The sequence below is a fragment of the Candidatus Atribacteria bacterium genome, assembly GCA_011056645.1.
Lineage (GTDB): Bacteria > Atribacterota > Phoenicimicrobiia > Phoenicimicrobiales > Phoenicimicrobiaceae > Sediminicultor > Sediminicultor quartus.
This window is the reverse complement of record DSEL01000122.1, coordinates 1-13,789: the sequence shown is the minus strand read 5'-3', so window position 1 is coordinate 13,789 and position 13,789 is coordinate 1. Positions and strand designations below refer to the sequence as shown.

Here is a 13,789-nt window from a genome sequence, read left to right as displayed (position 1 = left end):
TTACCGAACTTTGCGATAAAGATAATAACTAAAGCTATGATATTTATCTTAAAACTAAATAACCAGATGACTAGGGGCAACTATCTAAAGATAAGGAGAACAAAAAATGAAAATTGGAATTGTAGGGATGCCATTGGTGGGCAAAACGACCTTATTTAATCTATTAACCGGCCAACATAAAGAAACCTCTTCTTATTCCACAAAGGGAACTAAAAATATAGGGATAGCACCTGTTTATGATCAAAGAATAGATTGTTTAAGTACCATGTACCACCCCAAGAAGACCACTTATGCTGCTATTGAATTTGTGGATATCGGTGGTATTTCACCGGAATTACCCGCCAAAGAGAAAGTGGAGATATTTAATCTTATCCAGGATGCTGAGGCTTTGCTTTTTGTAATCAGATTATTTGAAGACCCGATGATTGTCGGTGAGAAAGACCCGATTGTTCAGATAGAGAATTTAAAATATGAACTTTTACTGAGGGATTTAGAAGTAGTAGAAAATAGACTAGATCGGTTGAAAAAATCAAAGAAAAAATTGACTCACGATGAATTAGCAGAAATGGAGATTTTAGAAAAATGTAACCAAGGGCTCAGTAATGATCAATTTCTTTCTAACCTTGAATTCTCTGAGGACGAAATTAAAAAGATAAGCGGTTTCAGTTTTTATACCTTAAAACCAATTATTATTGCCTTGAATCTTAGCGAAGAACAATTCAAGACGAAATTATATTCCCAAAAAGAGAAAATAGATAAAACTATCCAGGACGGGAATATGGCTAGTTTAAATATCTGTGGCAAATTAGAGATGGAAATAAGTGAGTTAGAACCGGAGGAAAGACAGCTATTTTTGGATGATTTAGGATTAAAAGAATCAGGAATTGAAAGATTATCAGGTGTATGTTACAAACATTTGGGATTAATATCTTTTTTCACTGTGGGCGAAGATGAAGTTAAAGCCTGGACTATCAGAACAGGTACCATAGCAAAAAAAGCTGCGGGAAAAGTACATTCCGATATAGAAAGGGGTTTTATTCGAGCTGAAATCGCGACATATCGGGATTTGGTTGCCCTTGGTTCCATGCATGCCGTAAAAGAAAAAGGATTGTTAAGAATTGAAGGGAAAGATGCCTTCATCGAAGACGGGGATATTATCAATTTCCGATTTAACGTTTAAAGCAAGTTTTTAACTTAATACTTGACAAAAATATTTTTTTAAATTATAATTACTACCAAAGTAATAGTTATAGTAGTAATTAAGCGAGGTGATTTTTATGAGACTTTCTACCAGAGCAAGGTATGGTACAAGATTGATGTTAGAATTAGCCTTAAATTTTGATAAAGGCACTCTTTTTTTAAAGGATATTGCTAAAAAGGAAGAGATTTCCGAAAAATATTTAAGTCATCTGGTAATACCCCTTAGGGCAAGCGGATTGGTGAACTCTTCTCGAGGAGCCCACGGAGGATACAGATTAGCCAAATCTCCTTCTCAAATAACTCTCAACGAGATTATAAAAACTCTGGAAGGAGGGATAAGTTGTGTGGAGTGCGTAAAAAATCCCTCTGTTTGCAACAGGGCTTCCAAATGTGCCACTCGAGGTATCTGGGAAAAATTAGATGAAAAAATTTCCGATGAACTTAGCTCTGTTACTTTAAAGGATTTAATGAACTCGCAAAAGGAAATTGACTAACTATTACTATTAGATTTTACAGGTCTGTGAAAGGTACAAAAGGAGTGAAATTTATGAGAGTTTTATTGATGTTTTTTGTCATATTATCTTTATTCCCGCTTATTGCATTTGCTGATATAGAAAGTTGTGGATTTGCATGGAGTTGGAATCAAATGATGAATTTTGGACACGGAGGAGGAATGTTTATGATGTTTATATTTGCCATTATTATTGGATTGATCATTTATTTTATTATTACTAATACAAAATCAAATAGATACACCGATGAGGGATTTAGTAATAATTCTTTAGATATTATTAAAGAACGATTCGCCAAGGGCGAAATTAGCGAAGAAGAATTTGAAAAAATGAAAAAGGCTTTGAAAAGATAATCAATCTCTAGCGCTGGACATAAAATATTTATAAGAAATTAATAAATTAAAAATTAGTTAGGAGAGAAATATGAATCTTTTGTCAGCTATCGGCAATACACCGCTTGTGGAGTTAAATCATCTCAATGGAAATTTGAAAGTAAGAATTTTTGGAAAGCTTGAAGGAAATAATCCCGGTGGGTCAATTAAAGATCGTCCTGCTTACTATATGATCAAAAAAGCCGAGGAGTCCGGTAAGCTTACAAGAGGAAAAATGATCCTTGAACCTACCTCGGGGAATACCGGGATTGCACTGGCAATGATAGGAGCAGCCAAATGTTATAAAGTGAAACTTTGTATGCCCGAATGCGTTAGCCTGGAAAGACGCAGTATTATTGAAGCATATGGTGCTGAAGCAGTGCTTACTCCAGCTAAGGAAGGGACTGATGGTGCCATCAGAAAAGCTCATCAGCTCATTGCCGAAGAGCCGGACAAGTATTATATTGCCCAATCAATTTGAAAATGAGAATAATGTTCTTGCTCATTACGAGACCACTGGACCGGAAATATTTAGACAAACCAATGGAGAAATAGATATTTTTGTAGCCGGTATAGGAACCGGAGGAACTCTAATGGGTACAGGTAAATATCTTAAGGGAAAAAAACCAGAGATTAAAGTTGTAGGAATTGAACCAATTATGGGGCACAAAATTCAGGGACTAAAGAATATGCAGGAGTCAATGATTCCCAAAATTTACCATTCCGAGGAATTAGATGAGAAGATTACTGTTGAGGATGAACCAGCTTATGAGGTAACACGATTGCTTGCCACCAAAGAAGGTATTTTTGCTGGTATGTCTAGTGGTGCTGCAGTAGCAGGAGCCTTAGGTATAGCCGAAAAGTTGGATTCAGGAATAATTGTGGTCATTTTACCTGATCGGGGAGATAGATATTTAAGCACAACCTTATTCCGTTCTACCTGTGGTAAATGTCCCCCCTAAAGCATGGTTCAAAAGAAAAAAGAGCGAATAAACAAAAGGAGGTGAAAAATATGGCTATTGATCCGGTATGCAAGATGGAAGTAGATGAAAAAAAGGCAAAATTTAAAAGTAAACATCAAGACAAAACTTATTATTTTTGTGCTTCAGGTTGTAAAACGGCATTTGATAATAATCCAGAAAAATACTGTAAGAAAGTAGAGAGCGATCATCCCAAACGTCGCGGTTGTTGTTAAATTTAGATTAGAAGGAATAAAAAACTATTTATTTTGGGGAAATAAAATACATACCGAGTAAAGCCTCTAATCAACAATAAATTGTAGATGGATAAAGCAGTGAGGTTTCATTTTAACTTAATTACTACTTATAGAATAGAATAAGTAGTAATATCCGAAATATTTTACCGAAGCATGGGTAAGATTTAACTGATAAATTAATAGTGGGATTATGATTATTTTTACGGTAAAAGGAGAAAAGATGAAAAAAACAAGGAATATTAAATTGGTGGGAGTTTTGTTAATTGTCATATTAACGGTCTTGATTATTTCAGGTTGCAGTAGCGTTAATGGGGATAACCGTGAGAGGTATGGTGTTAAGATTACCGAAAACAAAGCGGTCAGCGTAAAAGATATTTATACCAATCCGAACGAATTCCTAAACCAAACAGTCAGACTGGAGGGAGAAATTGTCCGAGAATGTTCCTCAGGATGTTGGTTCTTTTTAGAGGATAAGACCGGTACAATTTATGTAGACATCAATCCTTCAGGTCTCAGTATTCCTCCCAAGGTGGGGAAGAAAGTAGTAGTGGAAGGCGTGCCGGAAAATAAAAATGGAAGAATAAGCATTGTAGGAAAAGGAGTTGAATTTTAATGAAATTCCTTGTTTTAGCTTATAAAAATTTGAAACGGAGGAAATCCCGCTCTTTTTTAACCATTGGCGGAGTAGCGGTAGCTGTAGCAGTTTTAGTCTGTCTTTTAGGTTTTAACGCCGGATATCAAAAGGCTTTAACCTCTGATGTCGATAAGATGGGATATCAGGTGGTGGTTACTGCCAAAGGATGTCCCTACGAGGCGGCAACCATGATACTTAACGGAGAAGCGGGGCTTAAATTCATAGATGAGGATATCTATAAACAAATAACCAGTGACCCTGATATTGATAAAATTACACCTCTTCTTGCTCAGTTGGCTTATGACCCGGAAAAAATGGAGGGTAAAGGAGGATTTACTAACTATCTTGGAATTGAAGAGAGCTATATGCCGCTTAAACCAAATGTGGAAATTATAAAAGGAGAATGGTTTTCGGCAAATGATGCCAATGAAGCAATTTTAGGATATGACGCTGCAGAATCTGAAAAAAAATCAATTGGTGATAAAATATCCATTCCCGGAAAAGATATTACACTTACCATAGTCGGAGTTTTTAACAGAACAGGTTCCCAGGAAGACGGAACGGTATTTTTGCCCCTAAAAACAACTCAAAGAATCTTTGATATAGAAGGCAAATTGACTGGTATAGGAATTAAATTGAAACAAATTGAGAAGATTTCGGAATTTGAAGATAGGCTATACCCGATCGCCAGCATTCAGGTAATAAGCATGAGCCAGGTAAAAGGGACCATCCTAAATCTAGTAAATTCAGCTAAAATTTTGATTATGTCTGTTGCCTTTATCGCTATATTTGTGGCGATTATTGGGGTTATTAATACCATATTAATGAGCGTCTTTGAACGAACACAAGAAATAGGCATTATGAAGGCCATAGGAGCCTCAAGGTTAGATATTTTTCAACTCATTTGGATGGAAACACTTATTGTTTGTACTCTAGGTGGCATCTTTGGTTCAGTGATCGCGATTTTTGGTGGAAATTTGGTGGAAATTTTGGTGAGAAAGGTAATGCCTTATACACCGGGTGGTAAATTACTCTTAATTACTCCGGAGCTTTTGCTTTTTTCTTTCTTGGGAGTAATCATAGTGGGCATAATTTCAGGGGTATACCCGGCATTTAAAGCGGCTTCTATGAGACCCATAGAGGTAATAAGGAGTGGAGAGTAATGAGAGAGTGGGTCATAAAAGCAGATCATTTAAAGAAGGAATATTCTTCTACATCTCAAAGAACAGTAGCCTTGAAGGAAATAGATATAGAAATAAAAAAAAGTGAATTTGTAAGTTTCATGGGACCATCGGGAGCAGGAAAGACTACTTTCCTGAATTTAATTGGATGTTTAGATAAGCCTACTTCAGGTAGATTAGATATTTTAGGGTACGACCCAATAAAATTAAATGAAGAAAAACTTAGCCGCGTTCGAGTTGAGAAAATTGGGTTTGTATTTGAGGATTTTTTCTTGCTTTCATCATTAAATGCGTTAGAAAATGTACAGCTACCTTTAATCTTTGCTAAAAATTATTCGGATACTGAGAGACCGAAAAATCTTTTAAAAAGAGTAGGATTAGGACATCGTCTAACCCATTATCCCAATGAGTTGAGTGGAGGAGAATTACAGAGAGTGGCAGTGGCTAGAGCCCTAGCTAATAATCCTGAGATTCTACTTGCCGATGAACCAACAGGTAACTTAGATAGCAGGAATGCACAGGAACTTTTTAATCTATTTCGAGATCTTAACAGAAAAGAAGGTGTAACTATTGTAGTTGCTACTCACAATGTAAAATTAGGTTTTTCAGCAGACAGAGTTGTTCACTTGCAGGATGGGAAAATAGAAAAAGATGAAAGGCTGGGGCAAAAAGGTGGCAGATAAAATAATTTTGGAAGCAGTGAATTTAAAAAAATATTATCACCGGGGGTCAGAAATTGTGAAAGCTCTTGACGGAGTAGAATTAAAAATTAAAGAGAGTGAGATTGTATCAATTGTTGGCTGTTCCGGATCAGGAAAAACCACTTTAATGAACCTGATTAGTTGTCTTGATAAAATGACTGCAGGGAGTTTAAAAATTGGTAACACCGATGTTACTTCTCTTGAGGAAAATGATTTAATAAGGATCAGAAGAGAAAATATTGGGTTTGTCTTTCAGCGATTTTATTTAATTCCCACCTTAACGGTTAGAGAAAACGTAGAATTACCTTTAATTTTTGCTAAGAAAAACATTGACGAGAAAAACATATTAGATTTACTAAAAGAAGTAAATCTTGAAGATAAAAAAGAGATTCAGGTAAAATATTTATCCGGTGGAGATAAACAGAGGACAGGTATTGCCCGGGCATTGGTAAATAATCCCAAGATGCTTATTGCCGATGAACCTATGGGTAAATTAGAGACAAAAGTTGGGTTTCAAATTTTAGAACTTTTTAAAAGATTAAGCCAAAAAGGCTTAGCCGTATTTATTGCGACCCATGATTTAGAATTGGCTCAAGCTGCCCAAAAGATAATCCATCTCCAGGATGGGAAGATCATTCCCAAAGAAAAATCTGATCTATATTATTGATATAGGTCTGCACAAAAAAAGAGTAAGAAAGGAGAAAATCTATGAAAGGTAAAAATATAGTAATATTTTTTTTGATAGGAGTAATTATAGTATTGGGGGGTATTTTGGTATTTAGTAATATCCAAAATGATTCTTCTAATGCTCCCCAAAATAATTCTATTACCCAGAATATTTCCGGACCTCAACCAAGAATTACAGTTGTAGAAGAGGAATGGGATTTTGGAAAAGTGATACAAGGCGAAAAACCCAGCCACATTTTTACGGTAAAAAATGAGGGAGAAGGAGATTTAATTATTGATAGTTTAAAAGGATCTTGCCCCTGTATAGAAGCTTCAATTTCTGCTAATCTCATTAAACCGGGAGAATCAGCTGAACTTAAAGTATCTTATGATACCACTGATTATGTGGGAAAAGATGAAAAACATGTCCACATTTATTCTAATGATCCTCGGGCAGCAGATAAAAGAGTTAATTTATTTGTAGAGACAGAAAAACTTATAGGGCTATATTTAGAGAAATAAATCAACTTGTATTAAAATGGTGAAAGATATTTTTCCATGATTAAAATGAATATATTATTCGGATTTCTTGTAGAATTTAAAGAGTATCTTATTGAAGTATTACCTTTTTTGGTTATAGAATTTCTTTTAAGTGGCTTGATCCATGAATTTGTTCCGACGAAATTGGTGGAAAGACATTTTGGAAATAAAGGAATAAAACCTATTCTCTATTCTACCCTTATTGGTACAATTCTCCCTGTCTGCTGTATAGGTTCCCTTCCGATCGCAGTTAACCTTCATCAGAAAGGTGCTAAGCTTGGTCCTGTTTTAGCGTTTTTGGTGGCTACGCCTGCTACCTCAATAACCGCCCTTTTAGTAAGTTATCGTTTTCTTGGAATAAAATTTACTATTTTCTTATTCTTCTCAGTTGTTTTGATGGGATTAATCATGGGTATTGTCGGTAATACCATTAAAATTAAAAAGTTAGAAAGTGGAAAAGATCCTCTATCTGGCGAAAAAGATAATTTTACCACAGACTCAACCTGTGAAAGGAATATAGACAATTGTAATGTATTGAAATCGGAATATAAAGAAGATTCTTCAAATTTTGAGGAAGATCCGGGAAAATACGTTAAGAATGATAATTCTAAAGACTGGATCTGGATAAAGAATAGATTAATATCGGTAGCCAGATATATTTTTTCAGATATGCTCCGGGAAATTGGTCCAGAAATACTTTTGGGTTTAACCTTGGCGGCAGCTGTGTCCACCATTAATCCCTTGGGGAAGTTTGTGGGGAAGCATTTTGACGGTGGACTTGGTTATTTATTCAGTTTAATCTTTGGGTTGGCCATGTATATCTGTTCTACTGCTAGCGTACCCTTAGTTCATGCCTTTATTTCCCAGGGCATGAATGTAGGAGCCGGTATGGTGTTACTCATAGCCGGACCGGTTACCAGCTGGGGAGCTATTCTGGTGCTGAGAAAGATCTTTGGTAATAAAACACTGGCTATCTATTTGGTTCTTATTAGCATTCTCTCTTTACTTTTTGGTTATCTATATTCTATAATCTAAGTAATATCCGTAAATTCATAAAATAGAATAATATCTATAGGAATTATTTTTAAAAAGCTATTTATAGATAATTATCAATTATATTAATAGAAGGGCAGGCATAAAAATAATGGCAACATTAGAAGATTTTCAAAAAATAGATATACGGGTGGGAAAGATAATCGAAGTAAAAGATTTTGAAGGGGCTAGGAATCCTTCTTATAAAGTAAAGATTGATTTTGGAGAGTTAGGCATAAAGGTCTCTTCAGCCCAGATTACTAAATTATATTCTAAAGAAGATTTACTTAACCGGCAGATTGTAGCGGTAGTTAATTTCCCCCCCAAAAGAATAGCCGGATTTAAATCAGAAGTATTAATTTTAGGAGTTATGAAAGAGGAAGGAGAAGTTATCCTGCTTCAGCCTGATCGAGAAGCCCCCTTAGGCTATAAAATAGGGTAGAGTAATTCGAAAAACTTCAAAGTTTCAAGGTATTTTCCACAATGAATATCATTGATAATATAAAAGTGAATCTGGTAGCAGAGTTAATTAAAGAATCTAAATATGCAGTGGTGTTAACCGGGGCGGGAGTTAGCACCGGATCGGGAATAGCAGATTTTAGGACCCCCGGAAAAGGTATCTGGGAGAACGTAGACCCTTTTAAAGTTACCTCTATAGCCGCATTTAAGGAAAACCCACAGCGTTTTTACCATTTTTATCGACCTCGTATTGAGATGTTATCCCGAGTTTTTCCCAATCTTGCACACCAGGCGATTGCCCAGTTGGAAGAGATGGGTTATGTTAAATACCTCATAACTCAAAATATCGATAACCTTCACCAGAGAGCAGGTTCAAAGAAGGTTATTGAAGTGCACGGGAATTTAAGAGAAGCTGTTTGCCAAAAATGTGGAAAGATGATTTCTTCAGAGATATTAATGGATAAGATAGAAATATCTGAAGAGAAAGTCCCTTATTGTGAATGTGGTGGAGTGTTTAAACCAAATGTAGTCCTATTTGGAGAGATGCTCCCTAATTTGGAAAGCGCTATCCATCAATCTATGCAAGCAGATTTAATGCTAACTGTCGGTTCATCACTCCAGGTTAGTCCGGTGAATACGTTGCCTCAATATTGTCTGGAAAGAGGAGGCAAGGTAGTCGTAATTAATTTTATGTCTACCCGCTTGGACTATTTGGCTCAGGTAGCTGTTCAGGAAGATGTCTGCGATTTTTTACCGGCGGTGGTAGAAGTCTTGAGACGAAAGTAGTTTAAATTAAATATAGAACTGCCCCTTTCTTATAAAGAAATTGAAAAATTTGACTTTTTCTAAAAAAGGTTTTATTATAATAATATATAAAATAATTTAGTAAGCATTAAAATATTTTAAGTAGATAGTATGATATAATATCTAAAGGAAATTATATGGCTTCTGATATAAAAATTAACCTTGAATTAAAAAAATATATTTCATTGACTGAGATTATCGCTGAAATGTTTGGAAGTAGATGTGAGGTATTGATTCATGATTTTAGTAATCCTCAACATTCGATTATTGCCATTGAAAACGGCCATGTAACAGGAAGAAAAGTCGGCGATCCTATTACTGACTTTGCTTTAAGCGCATGGCGAAAAGGTGGCTTTGGCGATATCAAGGAAGATAAAATGGTTAACTATAAAACGAAAACAAAAGATGGGAGGATCTTAAAATCTTCCACTCTATTTATAAAAGATAAAGACAGCAAAATTGTGGGATGTTTATGTATCAATTATGATATGACAGGTCACTTAATGTTTGAGAAAACAATAAATGAATTCTGTACTATAGTAGATTTAAGTGAGCAAAAAGAAGAAGAAACCTTTGTTAAAGATGTAGATGAAATTCTTGAAAATATCATTAATAAAGCAATTGAAGAAATAAACAAGCCCATATCGTTAATGCAGAAGGAAGATAATTTGAGAGTAGTAGAAATGGTCGATGAAAAAGGCGGTTTTATGATCAAAGGAGCCATTGATCAATTGGCTCATAGCTTAAATGTTTCTCGTTATACTGTTTATAATTATCTTGAGGAATTAAAAGCAAAAAAGAAAAATAATAAATTAGAAAAACAGTATAGTGATAACAAATTATAATATTATAATTATTGCCTTTTGAGCAAAGCAAAAATAGAAAGAGGAGTAATTATTAAATGGAAAAAGAAATATTAATCAATCATGATGGACCTAAAGCAATTGGACCCTATTCTCCTGCTTTGAAAATTGGAAATTTAGTGTTTACTTCAGGACAACTGCCCATTGACCCCATTACAGGAGAAATAGTAGAAAGTGATATTGAATCTCAAACCAGAAGATCAATAGAAAATCTAAAAGTAGCTTTAAAACCTTATTCGATTAATTTAAAAAATATCGTAAAGGTAACTATCTTCCTCAAGGATATGAATCATTTTTCTCGGGTTAATGAGATTTATGGTCAATACTTTGCCAGTCAATTTCCTACTAGAAGTTGTATAGAAATTTCACGCCTTCCCAAAGATGCACAAATAGAAATTGAAGCTATTGCGTATTGCAATGAGTGATGATCAGGTAGTGTTTTAGAGTTTAACTGGAGGAACGTAATGGAAAAAAGTCAAGAGGATTTACTTACCTTATTAAAAAGAGGAATTGCCCCGGCTACAGGATGCACCGAACCTATTGCAGTTGCCTATGCAGTAGCAAAAGCTAAAGAGCAGACTTTAGGTAATTTAGAATATATAAAAGTTCAAGTTGATTCAAAAATCTACAAGAATGGCCTAATTGCAGCCATACCAGGTACAAAAGAAAAAGGTTTAATTGCCGCCGCCGCTTTTGGTTTTCTTGCCGGAAAGACTGAAAAAGGATTTCGAGTTATCGAAGGATTAACAGATGAAGATATAAAGAAAGCGAAGCAATTAATCAAAGAGAATAAGATAACTATAGTTTTGAACAGAAATTTAAAGGGTCTATATATTGAGGCTAATCTGGTCACTGATCAGGATAAAATCAGAGTCATCGTTTTAGATAACCATCTTAATGTTGTAAAAATAGAAAAACTTGATAAACATAATCAGTTTAAACCCTTTAGAAGAAAAAGGCAAGGTTTTAATTTCTCAAATAATTTTATCCAGGAATATACGTTGGATGATTTCCTGCAATTCATAACTAAAACACCACAAGAGGAATTATTATTTTTAGAAGATGGTGTAATGATGAACTTGAAAATAGCACAGGAAGGATTGAAAATAAAATCAGGTGTCGCTTTCGCGCTTACTAATTTGATTCATGAAGGATTATTGACTGATAATATGATTACTCGAGCTCAAATATTATGTGCCGCTGCCTCAGAAGCCAGAATGTCTGGCAGCAGACTTCCGGTAATGAGTACGGCAGGGAGTGGAAATCATGGTATTACTACTTTCTTGACCAATTATGCGGTCGCAGAAAAACAAAAAATTTCATCAGAAAAATTGATTGGATCCTTGGCATTGACTCATCTGATTACCTTCTTTATTAAATCTTATACTGGTACTTTGTCTGCCATGTGCGGTTGTGCAGTAGCGGCAGGAATAGGAACTAGTGCGGGCGTGGTCTATCTCTTAGGAGGTAATAAAGAGCAAATCCTTGGTGCACTCTATAACATGGTTGGTTCTATTTCTGGCCTCATCTGTGATGGGGCTAAGGAGGGATGTGCTTATAAATTGGCTCTATCTTCTGGATGGGCAGTACAATCAGCATTACTTTCTCTAAAAGGTGCAATAATTAATAAGAATGATGGAATAGTAGAAGCTGATTTTAAAAAATTATTTAAAAATTTAGGTTATATATGTGACCCCGGAATGGCATCTACGGACAAAGCTATACTAAAAATTATATAAAAAAACATAGAATAATTTAAAAATAATAATTATTAATATTCGTTTAATCAAAAAAAATAAAATACCGCAAATTTATCCTTGGATGAATAAACAGCTGGTGACATGTTCCAGAGTATAACATCCGCTGATATTATCTAATGATTTTACAAGATAAAAAATGAGGGGGGGCAAAGCTGAAAATAAAAAGCATCAAGAATTATTTTAAAAAAGAGGAGGCAAAATTTAGATTAAGAGTGTAGATTAAGAATTTAGATAAAAACTAAAAAAGAAAGGGGAAAGAATGTTAAAGTTAAATGAAAATAAAATTAGTTTGTTTTTGATATTAATAGCAATGCTTTTGTTGATTGTGTCTTCTGGATATTGTGAGGCAAAATATAAATTCAATGCAATAGCAGATGAAGCCATCTGGGGAGAGACGGGATTAATATTACAAACTTTTGAATCAGGTGTTAAATATCTTAGTGATGGGGATATTGATATCAAAATGTTCCCAGCAGGTGAATGGGGTACAGGTGAAGAGGCAGGTTTGCAATCACTCCAATTAGGAACTTTAGATATAGTAGTAACTATGTCTGCAAATCTTGGTTTGTATACAGACGCCCTTTATGTTTTTGATATTCCTTTTATGTTTAAAAATTTGGTTGATGCAATGTTGTTTACTTTTGCATCAACTACAGAACATACTCCATTGGTTAAAAAATTATTAGAAAAAGCAAGTGAAGAGAGCGGAATAATAGTATTAAGTATGGCACCAATGGGAAGAAGGGATATTTTTTCTAATAAACCTATAAATTCAATTAAAGATCTTAAAGGAATAAAAATCAGAACCATGGCTAGCCCTATACAGGTAGATGCCTTTAACTTTATGGGAGCAATTGCTACACCATTGCCTTATTCAGAATGTTTTACCGCCTTACAATTGAAAACTGTGGATGCTGCAGAAAATTCTCCGGCAGCTTACACCATGATGAAGTTTATTGAACCAGCACCTTACTATTTTGGCTCTGATCACTATTCATCTGTCGTAGGTATAGCAATGAGCAAGAAATCGTGGGATTCGCTCCCTAAGGCATATCAAAACGTTATAAGACAAGCTGCTGTTGGAGCAATGAATGTATCAAGTATATGGTCTTTAGGATCAGCTGACTATTCTTTAAATGGTGAAGTTAAAAATGGTGCAAAAGCAATAGTAATGATTACACCTGAAGAAAAGTTAGAATTAAGAAAGACGGTATTACCAAAATTATTGGATAAATATGGCAAAACAATAGATATGGATATTTTGAAAACATTGGCAGAAGGAGATAAAGTTATAGCTGATTGGTTGGAAGAAAATAAATAAAGAATAATAGTTAAAACAAAATAATGATAAATAATTTTATCCTATAATTTACAAGAGGCAAAAGCAAATTTTGCCTCTTGTAAATTAAACAAACAATTTATATCTAATTTAACTTAATTGACAAATAACATAGAACAAGGAGAAATAAATTGCTAAAAATACTAGAAAAAGTAGTAAATTATTTTACATGGATTGAAGATAGAATGCTTACTATAGCCCCCCTGCTGTTATTAATAGTAAGTATTTTTGCTGTTTTTAATAGGTATTTTTTTAAATATTCTATGGGCTGGTATGAAGAAATCTCAATATATTTATTTATGTTATTAGTTTATTGGGGTGCCAGCAAGGCAGCAAGAGATGAAAGTCATTATAGTGTTAATATTATAATAGACAAATTTAAAGGTAAAGTTCGAAGTTATTTAATAATAATTATTTGGTCGGTTTGTTTGTTAATTTCATTGTTAGGAGTTTATTTTGGGATTAAAATGAGCCTAATTACTACCATGAAAACAGTTTCACTTAAAATACC

At 34.4% G+C, this 13,789-nt stretch carries 17 protein-coding genes and 1 pseudogene; all 18 read left to right on the top strand.

Annotated elements, in window-relative coordinates; genetic code table 11:
• The first annotated feature begins 106 nt into the window (after positions 1-106).
• Positions 107-1,180: a redox-regulated ATPase YchF gene (gene ychF / locus ENO17_05055; protein HER24399.1), complete on the top strand. Its 1,074-nt coding sequence runs from the start codon at positions 107-109 to the stop codon at positions 1,178-1,180.
• Between the two features lie 97 nt (positions 1,181-1,277).
• On the top strand, positions 1,278-1,694 hold the full coding sequence (locus ENO17_05050) for an Rrf2 family transcriptional regulator (GenBank protein HER24398.1): 417 nt from the start codon (positions 1,278-1,280) through the stop codon (positions 1,692-1,694).
• Between the two features lie 53 nt (positions 1,695-1,747).
• A complete protein-coding gene (locus tag ENO17_05045) occupies positions 1,748-2,065 on the top strand; it encodes an SHOCT domain-containing protein (protein HER24397.1) in 318 nt (105 codons plus the stop codon).
• 70 nt (positions 2,066-2,135) lie between these two features.
• A pseudogene (gene cysK, locus ENO17_05040) lies at positions 2,136-3,045 on the top strand (cysteine synthase A).
• A 50-nt stretch (positions 3,046-3,095) separates the two neighbouring features.
• Complete coding sequence (locus ENO17_05035; protein ID HER24396.1) at positions 3,096-3,278, top strand: YHS domain-containing protein; 183 nt, start codon at positions 3,096-3,098, stop codon at positions 3,276-3,278.
• A gap of 241 nt (positions 3,279-3,519) precedes the next feature.
• Positions 3,520-3,912: a hypothetical protein gene (locus tag ENO17_05030; protein ID HER24395.1), complete on the top strand. Its 393-nt coding sequence runs from the start codon at positions 3,520-3,522 to the stop codon at positions 3,910-3,912.
• Positions 3,912-5,096, top strand: a complete 1,185-nt coding sequence (locus ENO17_05025) for an FtsX-like permease family protein (protein ID HER24394.1) — start codon at positions 3,912-3,914, stop codon at positions 5,094-5,096. The genes ENO17_05030 and ENO17_05025 overlap by 1 nt, the downstream gene beginning before the upstream one ends.
• Positions 5,096-5,797 carry an ABC transporter ATP-binding protein gene (locus tag ENO17_05020; GenBank protein HER24393.1) on the top strand — a complete coding sequence of 234 codons (702 nt, stop codon included), beginning with the start codon at positions 5,096-5,098 and terminating at the stop codon, positions 5,795-5,797. The genes ENO17_05025 and ENO17_05020 overlap by 1 nt, the downstream gene beginning before the upstream one ends.
• Complete coding sequence (locus tag ENO17_05015; protein ID HER24392.1) at positions 5,787-6,482, top strand: ABC transporter ATP-binding protein; 696 nt, start codon at positions 5,787-5,789, stop codon at positions 6,480-6,482. Before ENO17_05020 ends, ENO17_05015 begins: the two co-directional genes overlap by 11 nt.
• 41 nt (positions 6,483-6,523) lie before the next feature.
• Entirely contained in the window at positions 6,524-7,003 is a 480-nt protein-coding gene (locus ENO17_05010; GenBank protein ID HER24391.1) for a DUF1573 domain-containing protein, read from the top strand.
• A 36-nt stretch (positions 7,004-7,039) separates the two neighbouring features.
• Complete coding sequence (locus tag ENO17_05005) at positions 7,040-8,056, top strand: hypothetical protein (GenBank protein HER24390.1); 1,017 nt, start codon at positions 7,040-7,042, stop codon at positions 8,054-8,056.
• A 109-nt stretch (positions 8,057-8,165) separates the two neighbouring features.
• On the top strand, positions 8,166-8,495 hold the full coding sequence (locus tag ENO17_05000; GenBank protein HER24389.1) for a tRNA-binding protein: 330 nt from the start codon (positions 8,166-8,168) through the stop codon (positions 8,493-8,495).
• 41 nt (positions 8,496-8,536) lie between these two features.
• On the top strand, positions 8,537-9,298 hold the full coding sequence (locus ENO17_04995; GenBank protein HER24388.1) for an NAD-dependent deacylase: 762 nt from the start codon (positions 8,537-8,539) through the stop codon (positions 9,296-9,298).
• 155 nt (positions 9,299-9,453) lie between these two features.
• Positions 9,454-10,161, top strand: a complete 708-nt coding sequence (locus ENO17_04990) for a transcriptional regulator (protein ID HER24387.1) — start codon at positions 9,454-9,456, stop codon at positions 10,159-10,161.
• A 56-nt stretch (positions 10,162-10,217) separates the two neighbouring features.
• The gene (locus ENO17_04985; GenBank protein HER24386.1) at positions 10,218-10,604 is read left to right on the top strand and encodes a RidA family protein; all 387 of its coding nucleotides are present in this window, start codon (positions 10,218-10,220) and stop codon (positions 10,602-10,604) included.
• Between the two features lie 39 nt (positions 10,605-10,643).
• Positions 10,644-11,918 carry a serine dehydratase subunit alpha family protein gene (locus ENO17_04980; protein ID HER24385.1) on the top strand — a complete coding sequence of 425 codons (1,275 nt, stop codon included), beginning with the start codon at positions 10,644-10,646 and terminating at the stop codon, positions 11,916-11,918.
• Between the two features lie 280 nt (positions 11,919-12,198).
• Positions 12,199-13,260 carry a TRAP transporter substrate-binding protein gene (locus ENO17_04975; GenBank protein ID HER24384.1) on the top strand — a complete coding sequence of 354 codons (1,062 nt, stop codon included), beginning with the start codon at positions 12,199-12,201 and terminating at the stop codon, positions 13,258-13,260.
• Positions 13,261-13,409: 149 nt separating this feature from the next.
• Positions 13,410-13,789 (top strand): TRAP transporter small permease subunit (locus ENO17_04970; GenBank protein HER24383.1); only part of this gene is annotated, 380 nt, incomplete at its 3' end.